Source organism: Roseofilum halophilum BLCC-M91 (assembly GCF_030068445.1).
Lineage (GTDB): Bacteria > Cyanobacteriota > Cyanobacteriia > Cyanobacteriales > Desertifilaceae > Roseofilum > Roseofilum halophilum.
The window spans coordinates 1-13,626 of the sequence record NZ_JAQPOK010000051.1 but is presented as its reverse complement, the minus strand read 5'-3'; the positions used below and the strand labels follow the sequence as shown (position 1 = coordinate 13,626).

Sequence of the window (13,626 nt, the reverse complement as noted above, 5' to 3'; positions counted from 1 at the left end):
AGCGGGCAAGATGCCCGCACTCCCTCAATTATTTGATATTACTGGAGTTAAACTAGCGGGCAAGATGCCCGCACTCCCTCAATTATTTGATATTACTGGAGTGGGAGCATCTTGCTCCCTACATTTTTAATTATGGTATTCAAGCGGATTTGATATGAGGTACAAGAGGCAAAGATCCCCCAATTCATCGGGGGATTTTCTGCAAGCGGACATGAAAGGGGGATCAAAATGCAGGGCAGAATAGCGAAAACGGCTGTATCATGTCAGATTAAACCGTTATATCAAATCCTTAAGATTTTCCTTAAGATTCTACGGCTGCGGGTTCTAGAACATGCTGAAAATGCACCACATCTTCCCTGGGATCGGCATAAGTAACCTTAAGCTCGATATAATCGCCAAGAGAAACTGGGTTTGTAAAGCGAATCGCCATTTCTAGACCCAGTTCTTCTAATAAAACCAGAGCCAAATTGTCATGTTCCCGCAACCAGCGCAGCACTAACCCTTGCCAGACTTGATCGGGATGGCGACGCAGAAATTCTAATCCCCAATAGCGGTTGGTTTGGCGCTCGACCCAGTTGGCTTCTTGGGTGCTTGGAGCAATGGCAGCCATGAGTTCTTGCAGCTTGGCTTCTGAGAAGGGTAGGGGGTCACCCCGCAGATGGGCTTTGAGTTGGAAGTGGGTGAGTAAGTCCATGTAGCGGCGAATGGGGGAGGTGACTTGAGTATAAAAATCAAGCCCTAAACTGGCATGACGGGCGGGGGTGATGCTCATTTCACTGCGAGGCATACACCGGCGCAGGGCGCAGGATAGGACAGGGCCGGGTGGCAGTTGCATGAGTTCTTCGGCGGGGGGGAGTTCGGGTTGGGGTTGGGAACGGAAGGGAAAGGGGAGTTGATGGGTAGAACCATAGCGTCCGGTGACTTCTCCAGCGAGGATCATCATTTCGGCCACCAGTTGCCGGGACATGGCATCTTCGAGGAGGGTGATGGTTACTTCGTCATCTTTAACCTTGATGGAGGCTTCGGGCATGGAGATGTTAATTGCGCCTTGGGCCGTGCGCCAGGCTTGTCGTAGCTTGGCTAGTTGGGCGAGGGTGGCGATTTCCGGTTCGGCGGGAACGCCTAGATGGAGCATTTCTTCTACATCGTCGTAGGTGAGGCGATAGGTGGGCTTGATGGTGCTGGCGTGGATGGTGTAATCGGCGATCGCCCCTTCTGAGTCTAAGATTACGCCAAAGCTGAGGGCGCAGCATTCTTTCCCTTGAATTAAGCTCATGGGGCCGGTGGCCAATTCTGAGGGAAACATGGAAATCATGCCGGTGGGGGTATAAATGGTGGTTCCCCTGCGTCTGGCTTCTAGGTCTAGTTCATCCCCTGGGGTGAGCCAGCGTGTGGGGTCGGCAATGTGAATCCAGACTCGAATTTGATTGTCTTCTAGGTATTCGATACTGAGTCCATCATCGATTTCTTTGGTACTTTCATCATCAATGGTATAGACCTTAAGGTGAGTGAGGTCTAGGCGGTTGGAGTCTGGGTCATCTGGTGGATTGTGAAGACAACCTTGAGCCACATCGAGTACCTTTGTTGAGAATTGTGTTGGAATTTGACTCCGCCGCAGAAATAGGTTTTCATGGGGACTCCATAGACCCAAGGCTACTAGGAGATCGAAGCAAGCTTGGGGGGTATCTGGACGATTGAGCGCTGTCAGGGTTTCTGGAACGATCGCAGAGGGTTTGAAGCCTTCTGTGCTGTTACCATGGATAGCGTATTTTTCGATCGCCTCTAAACGGCTGCGATCGCTATTCGTCCACTCTACCACTTCACCGGATAGGGCCCGATTGATGCGATCTAGAAAATCTAGAGCTTCCTGTTGTCGTTGTTGTTGAACTTCCTGTTGATGCTGGATTTCCGCCACTAAACTACTAGAGCGGGGTTCATAGCGATCGCCTTTTTGCTTAAAGTAAACCTTATCTTCCACCAATAGGCAATGGGCTGCATAACACTGAATTGGAGTTCTATCGCTATAGATCAGTTGGGCCAGGTCTTCGGGGGTTACCGCTTCCCCCGCTTCGACCAACAATTCCCAGGCTACTTCTAAATTGGATGGGTCTAGATAGGGGTTTACTTCTTTGAGGAACTGGGCAATGTCGGAGGGAGTATAGCTTTCTCCCGCCACTTCATAGGTCACCTGCTGGCGCTTAATCGTATAACTATGAGCGTCTCGATCGATCACTACCCAATTTTTCTTTCCTTCTGGGCGATCGGCCACCGCCAGTCGCCGTTCCCCATTGAGTCTAAATTCGATTAGCCTTCCCTTCTCCACAGCACTATCCTAGGCATTGATTTACAAATATCACAGCCTTAATGTACCAGCCTTTGGCAGAGTTGACTTCCCTAGGGGGAGACTCCTCTAGCCAACTTTTTCTGCATTATCTGTGCTGATAGTTACCCATACGCTGCCACTGCTTACCCCTCTTGATTGACAAAAGGTAATAGGGCCAGAAGCCGTGCCCGCTTAATGGCTGTGGTTAGGGCACGCTGCTGCTTACAGGTTAAACCGGTGATACGGCGTGGCAATATCTTACCCCTCTCAGTGATGTATTTACGGAGTAAATCCACATCTTTGTAATCTATTTGCTCTTTGGGTTGAATGGGGGAAACCCGTTTTTTGTAGTAATTTGCCATAGTTTTCCTCTCGGTTGATCGTTAGGGAACAATAAGGGTTATTTAATTTCCTTGTGGATGGTATGGGAGTTACAGTGGGGGCAGAACTTTTTCAGCTCTAACCGCGCCGTGGTATTCCGGCGATTTTTTTTGGTCGTATACCGAGAGACTCCCGGCGATCGCTTCGCTGGGTTGCTCCGACACTCAGTGCATTCTAGGGTCACAGTGATGCGAACACCTTTATTCTTAGCCATGGCTTTATGGGTGCTAGAAGTTTTTCGAGTTAATTAAACACAATTTACTATTGTCTCATACGTTTCTGTAATTGTGCAAGTATCTGTTTCAATTTCAAATCTAAGGAATAACCGCGACGACTTTGAACCATCAATGTCCCTGCTACTTGGTCATGAAAGGCTTGTCGCCAGTTGGTTTCGGCAAACGCCCAGCCACAATCGACTCCGAGGGGTAACATCAGCAGGAGTGACCAAGCATTGGCAGGATTGAGGGCATTCAACCCCCCTAGGGCTAAGATCGATCCAACACCAAGAATTGCTTCGCGTTTCAAGAGGTCAGAAAACAAGGGGGTGCGCCCCGTTGAGTCTACTACGCGCAGATCGAAGGCGTAGCGTCCCAGGCTTTGGCCCTTATTTTTGAGAACCACAAAGATGCGAGCGGTAAACCAAGCGAGGACAAAGGCGGGTAAAAACAAACTTCTACCGGCGATCGCACAAAAGAGCCAGATCAGTGTTAAATCCATAGCAAAGGCCGCTGTCCGTCGCGACAGAGGCGCTCTGGGAAAATAGCGATCGGGGGGCGCACTGAACATGAACAGTCACAAGAAACAACAAGCTTAATACTGATAGTCTAATTGAGAAAATCCCGGATATCATGGAGAAGTGTTAACATTTTTTTGGCACTCCTATGAATGTTTTGCAAATGTTCTAACTCTTTAGGACGCGATCGTGTATGACATCTCAACTCTTCCGTCAGCAGTTGACTCAATCCCAGAATGACATTTAATGGTATTTGCAGTTCATGGCTTATTCTCGCCAACACATCAGTTTTTTCCTGGTTCGCTCTTTCCGCGACTTCCTTAGCTTCCTGAAGTCGTTGTTCCCTTTCTTTCAGGTCACTAATATCCGTATTCGATCCGACCATTCTCACCAAACGATCTTGTTCATCCCAGATCGCTTTTCCTCTACCCAAAATCCATTTATAACTGCCATCTTTACACCGCAAACGATGCTCGCCCACATATTCAGGAACTGCGCCATCTAAATGTTCTTTGAGAGTGGTCATGATTGGGCCCAGATCGTCCGGGTGAATTCGCTGTTTCCACTCATCGGGATGATTAGAAATGTCATCGTCTGCATAACCAAGCATCGATTTCCATTTGGGAGAATAAAACACTTGGTTCCGGGTCACATCCCAATCCCAAATTCCATCATTATTGCTCCAGAGGGCCAGTTGCCATCGTTCTTCGCTGGGTTCTTCACGTTGGAGTAAAGCTTCTTCTGTAGTTTTCAGTTGATACAGGTTATGAACCAACTGTTCTAAGTAGGGACTCGAAGGCGCTGATGAGGACTCAATACCGTCTGGACAACAGGCAAATAAGGTTTGTTCGAGGGTATGTACTTTTTGTTCCAAATATTTATAGTGCGATCGCCGGATCAAATGTTTCTCCAGCCGTACCATCACTTCTCTGATATTGAACGGTTTAGTAATATAGTCAACGGCTCCGAGTTCAAAGGCTTTGATCTTATCCCCCACTTGCGCCATTGCTGTAACAAAAATCACGGAAATACCCTGAGTTTGAGGATTACCCTGGAGTTTTTCACACACTTCATAGCCATTGATCCCTGGCATCATCACATCAAGCAGAATCAAGTCTGGGTGCATCTGTTCTGCTTTTTCCAGAGCTTCCAGACCATTCACGGCGGCTTCCACTTCATAACCCTCATCCAGCAAGAGTTCAATCAGCAAGCGCATGTTACTGGCATTATCTTCAACCACAAGGATGGTAAATTCTGATGGCTCAAATTGAATGTGCTGCATAGAACTCTTCACTCACAATGCGATAACTCCATGGAATTTTTTACGGTATTCCTAAAGGGTATTGAAGACGAACTAGAGGCGATCGCACAACTGAACCATTTGAGCATCCATCCTGCACCCAGCCTTATCCAGGATTTTGGCTTGTTCCGACTAAACAAGCACCGTCCCAATTGATTCCGGTTAGAGTTGCACCCTCTAATTCCGCACAGAGTAAATGGGCTTCTCGGAAATTAGCACCGATCAAATTCGCACCGCGTAAGTCCGCTTCTTCTAGATTGGCTTGAGTTAAACTGGCTCCTTGAAGATCGGCATAGCTTAAATCGACCCCTTTGAGGTTAGCGTTATTTAAATTCGCCCCTCGCAAGTCGCTACCTCGCAGATCTGCACCTTGGAGGTTCACCCCCATCAAGTTGACTCCACTCAGGAAAGCTCCTGCTAAAGAGGCTTGAGTTAAGGTAGACCCCATGAGATTCGCCCCTCTAAGGTTACTTCCTCGTAAGTCGGCTTGGGTGAGATCGGCTTGCATCAGGTTTGATCCGAGTAAATTAGCCCGAAGATCGGCCCCGATCAGTTTGGCCCCCATCAGATTGGCTCCGTCGAGTCTTGCTCCTTTGAGGTTAGCATAGGAGAGGGTTGTTCCCACTAAGTTAGCACCCGCTAAATTGGCTTGTGAGAGTTCGGCTTCCTGGAGATCTTCATCTTCTAAGTTGACTCCTGGAAGGTGTTTGAGATGTCCAGTACGAAGGCTGACCAGATCTAATTCCATAGTATTCATCAGATTAGTATTCATCAGATTAATCATTAGCTTGACTTATGTTAACTTCTCCATCGGTTAGAGTGACTCTAGGGAAGAAACGGGAGCTTGATGTTCATCAAGTAACCAAATGCCTGACGCAATTTTAGGGGTCAGGCTGGAGACCTGCAAGCCCTGTTGGATTCCGCGTAGTAACAATGTTAAAGTTTCTACCAATTTGGGATCGAATTGGGTTCCCGATAGGGATTGGCAGTATTCTAAGGCGGCGATCGCCGCTTCCGAGTCCTCTACCTCTCGATCCTGGATCTGGTTTTCAAAGGTGACAATTAGACTCAGAATCCGAGATTCAATCGGGATTTGATCGTAGGCCAGACCTTCCGGTTTTCCAGAACCATCCCAATGTTCCGTTTGATGGCTAATGATATGGGCGATCGCCTGAAGTTGGGGCATAATTCGCAAAATTGAAGGCTTAGGTAACTCAGAGGCCTTCTCCTGAAGCTTTTGTTGCCGTTTGCTTTGATAAGGATCGAGGCTTTCGGGTATACCTTGTAAGCTCGGCAGTCGATGCAAGAGCGCTGCTAACCGCAAGCGTTTCACTTGCCATACAGGTAAATCCAGCAGTTGTCCCATCACCTCTGAAAGAGTCGCCACTTCCGTCGCTGCATTAGGGTTACTCAACTCCGCTTGATCGGTCACCTGAGCCATGCGCAACAAGGCTTGAACCTTATTCGAGCGCAAGTTATCCGTCAGGTCTTGAAACTGATATAAAGGAGAGTCACTGGCGTAAGGACTGAGTTGGTTTTGGCAGGTTTGCAGATAATCAACAACAGAGGAAACCACCCCATTGAGCATATCCGCATCTGGGGGGTTGGGAGTGAGCGTCTCTAGGCGATCGCCCAACCGTTGGGCTAACTGGCGATCGTAGTCTTGCAAATGCTCGGCCACTAAAGCCACCGCTTCCTTGACTAAATCGGGTTCAAACGTCCAAAACCCATAAAATTTTCGTTCATAGTCATTGTCTGGCCATCCTTTTACCCCATAGTCGGCAGCCGATAATTCTTGACAGAGAACCATCGCCGTATAATTGGGCGAAAGGATAATCAAATGCCATTCCTGACAAACCGGATCGTTACTCTCTAAGCCGACCAATTGCACATTCGGCAATTGACTGGTCGGATGTTGGCTAAAGCCCGTCTCTTCTGTCGCTAAGATTACCACTTCCGAGGACTGCTGGGCTAAGGCTCGATAGCGCTCTGCTTCTTGCTCATACCATTTACCCTGCTGGAACGCCGCAATTAGCAGGGGGCGATCGTCACATTGCAGAATAAAATCTTCTAAGGCATGACACAGAGCCACCAAAGTGTTTTTATAGTAGACCCCAAAATTAAGGGGTTGGGTATTTTTGTGGGCTGTATGCAGTTTTTCCAGGATTGAGCCAGTTAACATTGGTTTATCTTATCAGTTAGTTATGAAATACTAATCTTGAATGCTTGCATTACATTGTAAAACCTGGCTTTAAGAAAAACCAGGTCATGGGTAATGGGCAGAAGGGTAATGGGTAAACCGTTAATTTTGTTAAGAGCCAATGCTGGCTAATTGCTTGCTGCTTCCTGCTTTAGGAGTGATGGGAGCGCTCAGAGCCTCATCCAGAGGGGCACGACCGAGCCGTTCTTCTAATATCTGCATCACTTCCCGGCCAAAGTCATTGGGATTGCGCTGCCATGCGGCTAAACAAACTTGGCCAAAAAACGTTCCTAATGGTTCCGGATTCCAGAGTAATTTGCGGGCCGTCCAGGGCATCATACTCATGGGATCGTAGTCAGATTTAAGGATGCCTTGGTCAAAGGCGTATTGTTCGAGGTGGGTATGGGGTTGTAACCCGATAAAGAAGATCGCCGGTTCCACTTTATCGGCTCCAAAGATTTCTTCTAGGGCCCGATGATAGGCGATCGTTTGGCGAATGGTGTCATAGGTTTCATCAATCACGTTGAAGGAATAATTCACGGATACCAGATCCTTAAAACCGGCTGCTTTTAAGTCCCGGCAGTTTTCTAACACCACGCGCAGATTATAGCCCATCCGCATTTTGCGAACTAATTCTTGGGAGCCACTGGTAATGCCGATTTCAAAGTAGTTCATGCCGGTTTTGACCATCAGATCGCACAGTTCGGGGGTGAGGTTATCGGCGCGAATATAGGAGGCCCAATGAATGTCGGTTAAGCCTGCATCGAGGATTTTTTCCAGCAATTCGATCGCATCGGGAATAAATTTACGAGCGGGAATAAATTGGGCATCGGTAAACCAGAAGTTCCGTACTCCCCGGTCATAGAGTTGGCGCATTTCCTTGACGACTTCATCGCCGGGGTTAATGCGGACTTTTTTGCCTTCGACGACGGTATAGATGCAGTAGCAACAGTTATGGGGGCAGCCCCGTTTGGTTTGTACGCCGAGGTAAAAGTCGGGGTCTTGCAGGTAGTAGGTCAATTCGGGCCAGATTTGTTCGATATAGCTATAGTCGCAGGCGGTTTTTTCCAGGGGGGTGGGGGGTTCATGAATGAGGCGATCGCGGGGCACAGTTTGCCCGACGACATAACAGCGCTCGCTACTGATGTCTTCATCCTTTAAGAGTTTTTCTAGGAGGGTTTCTCCTTCGCCAACGGAAATAACGGTTCCTGGGGGAAGGGAGCGACCGAGTTGTTGATAAAAGACGCTGACTGCACCGCCTCCGACGACTAAGCGGGTATTGGGATGATATTGTTTGGCCCGCTTTAAGCCTCGCTTAATCAGGCTCAGATTCCGCCAAAGTTCCCCATAGTAGGCAGTGGCTAATCGCAAACCGCCCAAAGCGCCCCGCAGTTTAATGAAGGGATTGAGGCTGTAGTAAAATTCAAAGGCGTTTTGTAGGGGGTTCCCACTACGTCCGCCTACGGGGGCATAGATTTGAATGTCTCGCCAGGAGAAGATCAGCAGGTTGGGGCGAAAGCGATCGATCGCCTCGTCTAGGGCTTGTTTATAGTCTAGGGGTGGAACGGTTCCCAAGTCGAAGATCTGTTGTTCTACTGAGGGGAAGCACTTGTGGATGTGATCGGCGAGGTAGATGACACCGATGGGAAAGATGGGATTGCAGGGGAGGCGGACGTAAAGAAGGCGATCGCCAGTAACGGAGGTAGCGTGCATAGGGCGTTTCCTGTTCTCAAGCTAGATTTGTGAGAATGTTTCACATAACTTTACGATAACATTGGTTTTGGCATCTGTTAGGGGGAATTTTTGCCCAGGGTGTCGGGACTCACATTAGATTTACTAATCATAATGATTAGAGATGATAATCGAAAACTCCACAGAAAAACCTTATGAAAGTCTGTAGGACTGCGATTGAGAGGCCAAAAATAGAGATTAAAAAACGGTTAATGGTAGTCGCGTTTACAACCTGTTGGGATCGGAAGTGTTAGAGTATTCAAGTAAGCTAATATGCAGTATTTTTGATCTTTTCATAGAATATGGCACAAATTCTCGATCCCCTACCCCCAGAGCAGTCTTATCGTATTCTTTGCTGCTATGTAAATGCCACCAGTAAAGTACAAGTTGCTCGCATCTGTAATATTCAAAATTGGTACTTTGAACGGGTCGTCTTTCCCGGACAGCGTTTAGTCTTTGAATCCGTTCCTGAAGCCCTATTGGAAATTCACTGCGGCATGATGGCCAGCGCAATTTTATCGGATAAAATCCCTTGCGATCGCTTAAAACTCCAAGAGTTAGGCACGGAAGAGGAGGGGCATATTCTTAAAGGATCTAAAGTCCTCCCCAAAGTCATCAATACCTTAACCCCCACTAAATCCCCGGTTCTAACTTCGATTGATTAAGAGAAGTAGGAGAAGGAGAGAGCTACGGCTAACTCAACTGATTTCCCTTCGTCTTCATCTTAGTTAAACTCTAAATTTTAGATGGTTACCTTTAATAAATACTGTTTTCATTTGTGGATCTTCCTTCATTTTTATGGCTCTGGAAAATAGCGGCTTGGTCAATGGGCCTGGCCCTATTTTCCTATGGCTTATTAGCCATTAGTGGAACCGGAATTTGGTGGAGTCGGCAAAATCGCCAACCCTTACCTGGGTGGTGGCGATCGCTCCATTATCTTCTCGGTTCCATTTTGGTCTTTCTAGTTCTTTTACTGCTGGCGATCGGCATTGTGGGAACCTTGGGTCATTACGGTAGTCTGGGTCATTCCTCCCACCTATTTGCCGGCCTGCTGGTGGTGGCATTAGTCCTCATTTCTGCCACCAGTGCCACCCAAATCAGTCCCCAAAGACCTTGGGCCCGGCCCCTACACCTCATTACTAACACGATCCTGTTTATTGGGTTTAGCTGGGTTTCGATTACCGGATGGAGTGTGGTACAAAAATATCTACCCTGAATCAATCAACCCAATTATGCGCGATCGCCCCCAGCAACCCTCATCCCAGTTTAGAATTTCCCCCCTCATCCGTATCCCCCTATTCACCCTCTATATTGCCCTCACTGTACCCTTACCGATTTTGGCTAGGGTAACCTCCTCCGAAATTTCTCCCACCCTTCTGTGGTTGGCCCTTGCCCTAGGAGCTATCATTCTCTGGGGATCGCTCAGTGAAAGAGTCACAGTAGACGATCGCCAAATTCAAGTTAACTATGCTTCCTGGGTCTTTTGGGCCAAAAACCGCCATTGGTCTTTACCCTGGTCAGAGATCCAGTCCTTGAAACCCAGAACAACAGGACAAGGAGGATTAGTCTATTATTTTTTGGCTAAATCTGGGGATGCCTATCTACTCCCCATGCGAATTGCTGGATTTTCCCAACTGGTTCACCAAGTGCAAGAGAAAACCGAAATTGACACCAGCAACGTCAAACCTCTTGCCCAACCCTGGATGTATGCCCTTTTATTAGGCTTTAGTCTTCTGCTCCTAGCTGTGGATGCTTGGACAATTTCCACCGCTCTACAACAGTTGCCACTTGCATGAGAGACTAGGTAAAGGGTAAAGCCCGGTTTTGCCTGTTCTCCATTCCCCCTTACTCCGATTGTTTCATCGGTAATGTATGCTGACCAGACAGGGAAGGCGAGCGGGTGGGATAAGGCGATCGCCTCTGCTGGGCTAGGGCATCTTGATTAAACCGATAACCCACCTTACGCACCGTTTGAATCACATGGGGTTGGCGGGGATCGATCTCAATTTTCTTCCGTAACGATAGGACATGGGTATCCACCGTCCGAGGGTTATCAATTTCATCTGGCCAAGCTCTTTGCAGCAACTGGGAGCGGCTGAGGGGTTGTCCTCCCACTTGAGCGAGGGCATAAAGTAGGCTAAATTCTTGGGGAGTTAAATCGATGGCTGCTCCCTTGAGAGACACCCGCCGTTGCACCAAATCGATCTTCAGGTCACCATAGTTAAGATAGGCCGGAGGCGTAAGTTTTTGCTGTCGGCGAATGAGTACTTGCACCCGTGCCATAAACTCCTGCATTCCAAACGGTTTGGTCAGATAATCATCTGCACCCGCTTGCAGTCCAGCGACGACATCGGTCTCAGCATCGCGAGCAGAGAGCATTAAAATCCAAGATTTCTGTTGATTGTAAATCCATTGACAAAGCTCTAAGCCTTGCCCTCCAGAAATACTACTATCTAAAACGACTAAAGTCGGTTCTCGTACCATGTAGACATGGCGGGCGCTGGCACTATCGGCGGATTGATACACCCCATAGCCAGCCTGCTGTAAGTGCCAACCGAGAAGCGATCGCAGATGGGGGTTACTTTCTATAATCTGAATACCGATCGAGACCACTTCGGTTAAATTTCCTTATCACACTATGCAGCATGGACTTCACCCACCTTAACAAAGCTTGATAAACATTTTTGTAGTTGTGGATACCGAGTATTCCATGGGCTAATTTGTCCGGATCGGTACAGAATTGGGGGGGTTGGGTATGCTAAGTTCACGAAACTCTAGCTGATTTCCTATCTGGATTTTGTCTGGAAATTCGTTAAAATAAGAATATCAATGCGATTCTTCGATTGACCGATCCGGATTTTGCCCATCGGGAAGTGAACAGACCAAAGGATCGACCCTTAAGATACCCAACGGTGAAGTTCAGTTTATGCTCAGGAGACAACCCTTATGATGCTTCAGGATACTCAAACCATCCGCTGTTACCAAAAAATTACTGATGCTCTTGTAGACCTCTGGAATCGAGGATACCGCTATGACGATTTGCGTATGTATTTAGAGGGCTATCTGGCGGCGTTAAGACATTCTAACTCTATTGAAACCTATTTAGTCCATCGGCTGGAAGAAGAAGCCTATCGGTATTTACGCGACAGATCCAATTTTGAAATGCCCTTACCGGAACCGGAGACCAAATTTTACTAGCCCATTGAGACAATGGGCGATCGCTGGTTTGTAGGTTGTTTCAAAACAAAAATATATCCCCCGATAGTTTTGAGATCGGCTCGATCCTGAAATAACTACCGGGGGATTATCGATCGATGGGGAAGTTCTTCTAGGACGCTAACGCCACTTCCAGCATCTGGGCGAGTTCTCCACTTTGGTATAATTCAATCATAATGTCACAGCCGCCAATAAATTCCCCGTTAACATAAACCTGGGGAATGGTTGGCCAGTTAGAATACTCTTTAATCCCCTGGCGAATCTGATCGTTTTGCAATACATCTATGTCTTCATAGGGAACTGCCAGATGATTGAGGATCTGCACCACATTATTGGAAAATCCGCATTGGGGCATCATTTTGTTGCCCTTCATAAACACAACAATCTTGTGTTCTTGAATTACTTTATCAATGGTTTGTTTGAGTTCTGGAGTCATAGTGATTGAGTGAGGAAAGTAGAACGGCAACCTTAAATCAGTTTAGCAAGTGTTTATCTTAACTGATTTGTGAACTACCTACACTAACTCGAAGCGAGTATAGTGTAGGCTTCTGACTTCAAGGGGGAATGCCTTAGAACGGACTTGCGCCCCAACCTTGGTCTTACTTCCCCTCCATCAGCAGAGACGGCTGTTCCATCCGTCTGTAGTATTCTGATGCCTTCTGCTCTAATGTTTGATGCTGCGTTACCGTCGCGGTCGTGTCGAGTGCCGCAACTTGGACAAGTCCATTCCCTGACATCGAGAGGCAACTTATCAATCTGGTAATAGCAATTAGAGCAAAGTTTGGAGCTAGGGAACCATCTGTCAATCTCAATCAATTTGCCACCTTTTTTCTCTAGCTTGTAAGCTAGAAAATTGACAAAAGTTCCCCATCCCGCATCAGATATTGCTTTAGCTAAATTATGATTGCGTACCATGCCTTTGACATTAAGATTCTCTACTACAACAACTTGGTTTTCGTTGACGAGTTTTCTTGATAACTTATGTAGAAAATCCTGACGGAATTTGGTCACCCGTTCGTACACTTTAGCTAGAGTCTTTTTAGCTTTGTTTCTTGAATTACTGCCTTTTTGTTTTTTGGCTAGTTTTTGCTGCTTGCGTTTGAGATTTTTTTCATGTTTAGCTAAATTCCTGGGATTGTCATACTTAGAGACTTTGCAACCATCGCTTGTAATAGCAAAATGAGTTAATCCTAAGTCAACCCCAATTACCTTGCAGTCCGTTGAAACTGCGGGATTTTCGCCTTCAGTTTCAGTCAGTATTGATGCAAAGTATTTTCCTGATGGATCTAAACTAACTGTTACTGTTTTAATTGTTCCTTCAATCTGACGGTGTAGCTTGGCTTTAACCTTACCAACTTTGCCAGGAAGTTGAACAACTTTGTTAAGCACTTTGACATTTTGAGGATACTGAATCGATTGCTTGCCATGTTTTGACTTGTAACGAGGGAATCTAGCGCGACCTGCAAAAAAGTTCTTGTAGGCACTTGTGAGATTGAGCGTTGTTGCTTGCAAAACTTGACTGTAGCATTCAGATAACCATACTGTCTCTTCTGCTTTTTTGAGCTTTGGTAGCAAGGCATTGAGTGCTGACTGACCAAGGCTTTTCCCAGTGTCTCTGTAAGTCTCAATAGACTTATTTAGAGCGTAGTTCCACCACCATCTAGCACAGCCAAAGTGCTGAGACAGTAGAATTTGTTGCTCTGGTGTTGGGTAAAGTCGAACCTTGAGTGCTTTGTGCAGCA

At 47.1% G+C, this 13,626-nt stretch carries 15 protein-coding genes; 4 read left to right on the top strand and 11 right to left on the bottom strand.

Annotated features, from left to right (window positions below; all coding sequences use genetic code 11):
• Positions 1–301 precede the first annotated feature (301 nt).
• From PJF56_RS06290 to PJF56_RS06255, 8 genes are all read right to left on the bottom strand, one after another.
• Positions 302–2,323 (bottom strand): ribonuclease catalytic domain-containing protein, encoded by a 2,022-nt coding sequence (locus PJF56_RS06290; protein ID WP_283761797.1) that lies wholly within the window; start codon positions 2,321–2,323, stop codon positions 302–304.
• 143 nt (positions 2,324–2,466) lie between these two features.
• Positions 2,467–2,685: a 30S ribosomal protein S18 gene (rpsR, locus tag PJF56_RS06285; RefSeq protein WP_283761796.1), complete on the bottom strand. Its 219-nt coding sequence runs from the start codon at positions 2,683–2,685 to the stop codon at positions 2,467–2,469.
• Positions 2,686–2,723: 38 nt separating this feature from the next.
• The gene (rpmG, locus tag PJF56_RS06280) at positions 2,724–2,918 is read right to left on the bottom strand and encodes a 50S ribosomal protein L33 (RefSeq protein ID WP_283761795.1); all 195 of its coding nucleotides are present in this window, start codon (positions 2,916–2,918) and stop codon (positions 2,724–2,726) included.
• A gap of 47 nt (positions 2,919–2,965) precedes the next feature.
• Positions 2,966–3,490: an RDD family protein gene (locus PJF56_RS06275; protein WP_283761794.1), complete on the bottom strand. Its 525-nt coding sequence runs from the start codon at positions 3,488–3,490 to the stop codon at positions 2,966–2,968.
• A 38-nt stretch (positions 3,491–3,528) separates the two neighbouring features.
• Positions 3,529–4,719 carry a response regulator gene (locus PJF56_RS06270; RefSeq protein WP_283761793.1) on the bottom strand — a complete coding sequence of 397 codons (1,191 nt, stop codon included), beginning with the start codon at positions 4,717–4,719 and terminating at the stop codon, positions 3,529–3,531.
• A gap of 124 nt (positions 4,720–4,843) precedes the next feature.
• Positions 4,844–5,485 (bottom strand): pentapeptide repeat-containing protein, encoded by a 642-nt coding sequence (locus tag PJF56_RS06265; protein WP_283761792.1) that lies wholly within the window; start codon positions 5,483–5,485, stop codon positions 4,844–4,846.
• A gap of 66 nt (positions 5,486–5,551) precedes the next feature.
• Positions 5,552–6,919: a DICT sensory domain-containing protein gene (locus tag PJF56_RS06260; protein ID WP_283761791.1), complete on the bottom strand. Its 1,368-nt coding sequence runs from the start codon at positions 6,917–6,919 to the stop codon at positions 5,552–5,554.
• 129 nt (positions 6,920–7,048) lie between these two features.
• On the bottom strand, positions 7,049–8,650 hold the full coding sequence (locus tag PJF56_RS06255; protein WP_283761790.1) for a photosystem II high light acclimation radical SAM protein: 1,602 nt from the start codon (positions 8,648–8,650) through the stop codon (positions 7,049–7,051).
• A gap of 320 nt (positions 8,651–8,970) precedes the next feature.
• Here PJF56_RS06255 and PJF56_RS06250 point away from each other — a divergent pair, with 320 nt between their 5' ends.
• From PJF56_RS06250 to PJF56_RS06240, 3 genes are all read left to right on the top strand, one after another.
• Positions 8,971–9,333, top strand: coding sequence for a DUF1830 domain-containing protein (locus PJF56_RS06250; protein WP_283761789.1), 363 nt, complete (start codon positions 8,971–8,973; stop codon positions 9,331–9,333).
• A gap of 113 nt (positions 9,334–9,446) precedes the next feature.
• Positions 9,447–9,884 carry a DUF4079 domain-containing protein gene (locus PJF56_RS06245; RefSeq protein WP_283761788.1) on the top strand — a complete coding sequence of 146 codons (438 nt, stop codon included), beginning with the start codon at positions 9,447–9,449 and terminating at the stop codon, positions 9,882–9,884.
• Between the two features lie 16 nt (positions 9,885–9,900).
• Positions 9,901–10,464, top strand: coding sequence for a hypothetical protein (locus PJF56_RS06240; RefSeq protein WP_283761787.1), 564 nt, complete (start codon positions 9,901–9,903; stop codon positions 10,462–10,464).
• A gap of 49 nt (positions 10,465–10,513) precedes the next feature.
• Here PJF56_RS06240 and PJF56_RS06235 read toward each other — a convergent pair whose 3' ends face one another.
• Positions 10,514–11,281: a response regulator transcription factor gene (locus tag PJF56_RS06235; protein WP_283761786.1), complete on the bottom strand. Its 768-nt coding sequence runs from the start codon at positions 11,279–11,281 to the stop codon at positions 10,514–10,516.
• 336 nt (positions 11,282–11,617) lie between these two features.
• On the opposite strand from PJF56_RS06235, the gene PJF56_RS06230 reads away from it, so the two are divergent.
• Positions 11,618–11,866, top strand: coding sequence for a DUF6761 family protein (locus tag PJF56_RS06230; protein ID WP_347179464.1), 249 nt, complete (start codon positions 11,618–11,620; stop codon positions 11,864–11,866).
• 130 nt (positions 11,867–11,996) lie between these two features.
• On the opposite strand, the gene grxD is transcribed toward PJF56_RS06230, so the two are convergent.
• Positions 11,997–12,320 (bottom strand): Grx4 family monothiol glutaredoxin, encoded by a 324-nt coding sequence (gene grxD, locus PJF56_RS06225; protein WP_283761784.1) that lies wholly within the window; start codon positions 12,318–12,320, stop codon positions 11,997–11,999.
• 83 nt (positions 12,321–12,403) lie between these two features.
• Entirely contained in the window at positions 12,404–13,624 is a 1,221-nt protein-coding gene (locus PJF56_RS06220) for an RNA-guided endonuclease InsQ/TnpB family protein (protein ID WP_347179463.1), read from the bottom strand.
• Between the last annotated feature and the right edge of the window lie 2 nt (positions 13,625–13,626).

Excerpts from the sequence above, each read along its gene's own strand:
- rpsR (WP_283761796.1), bottom strand. The coding sequence starts at position 2,685 with ATGGCAAATTACTACAAAAAACGGGTTTCCCCCATTCAACCCAAAGAG.
- rpmG (WP_283761795.1), bottom strand. The coding sequence starts at position 2,918 with ATGGCTAAGAATAAAGGTGTTCGCATCACTGTGACCCTAGAATGCACT.
- PJF56_RS06275 (WP_283761794.1), bottom strand. The coding sequence starts at position 3,490 with ATGTTCAGTGCGCCCCCCGATCGCTATTTTCCCAGAGCGCCTCTGTCG.
- PJF56_RS06270 (WP_283761793.1), bottom strand. The coding sequence starts at position 4,719 with ATGCAGCACATTCAATTTGAGCCATCAGAATTTACCATCCTTGTGGTT.
- PJF56_RS06265 (WP_283761792.1), bottom strand. The coding sequence starts at position 5,485 with ATGGAATTAGATCTGGTCAGCCTTCGTACTGGACATCTCAAACACCTT.
- PJF56_RS06260 (WP_283761791.1), bottom strand. The coding sequence starts at position 6,919 with ATGTTAACTGGCTCAATCCTGGAAAAACTGCATACAGCCCACAAAAAT.
- PJF56_RS06255 (WP_283761790.1), bottom strand. The coding sequence starts at position 8,650 with ATGCACGCTACCTCCGTTACTGGCGATCGCCTTCTTTACGTCCGCCTC.
- PJF56_RS06250 (WP_283761789.1), top strand. The coding sequence starts at position 8,971 with ATGGCACAAATTCTCGATCCCCTACCCCCAGAGCAGTCTTATCGTATT.
- PJF56_RS06240 (WP_283761787.1), top strand. The coding sequence starts at position 9,901 with ATGCGCGATCGCCCCCAGCAACCCTCATCCCAGTTTAGAATTTCCCCC.
- PJF56_RS06230 (WP_347179464.1), top strand. The coding sequence starts at position 11,618 with ATGCTTCAGGATACTCAAACCATCCGCTGTTACCAAAAAATTACTGAT.
- grxD (WP_283761784.1), bottom strand. The coding sequence starts at position 12,320 with ATGACTCCAGAACTCAAACAAACCATTGATAAAGTAATTCAAGAACAC.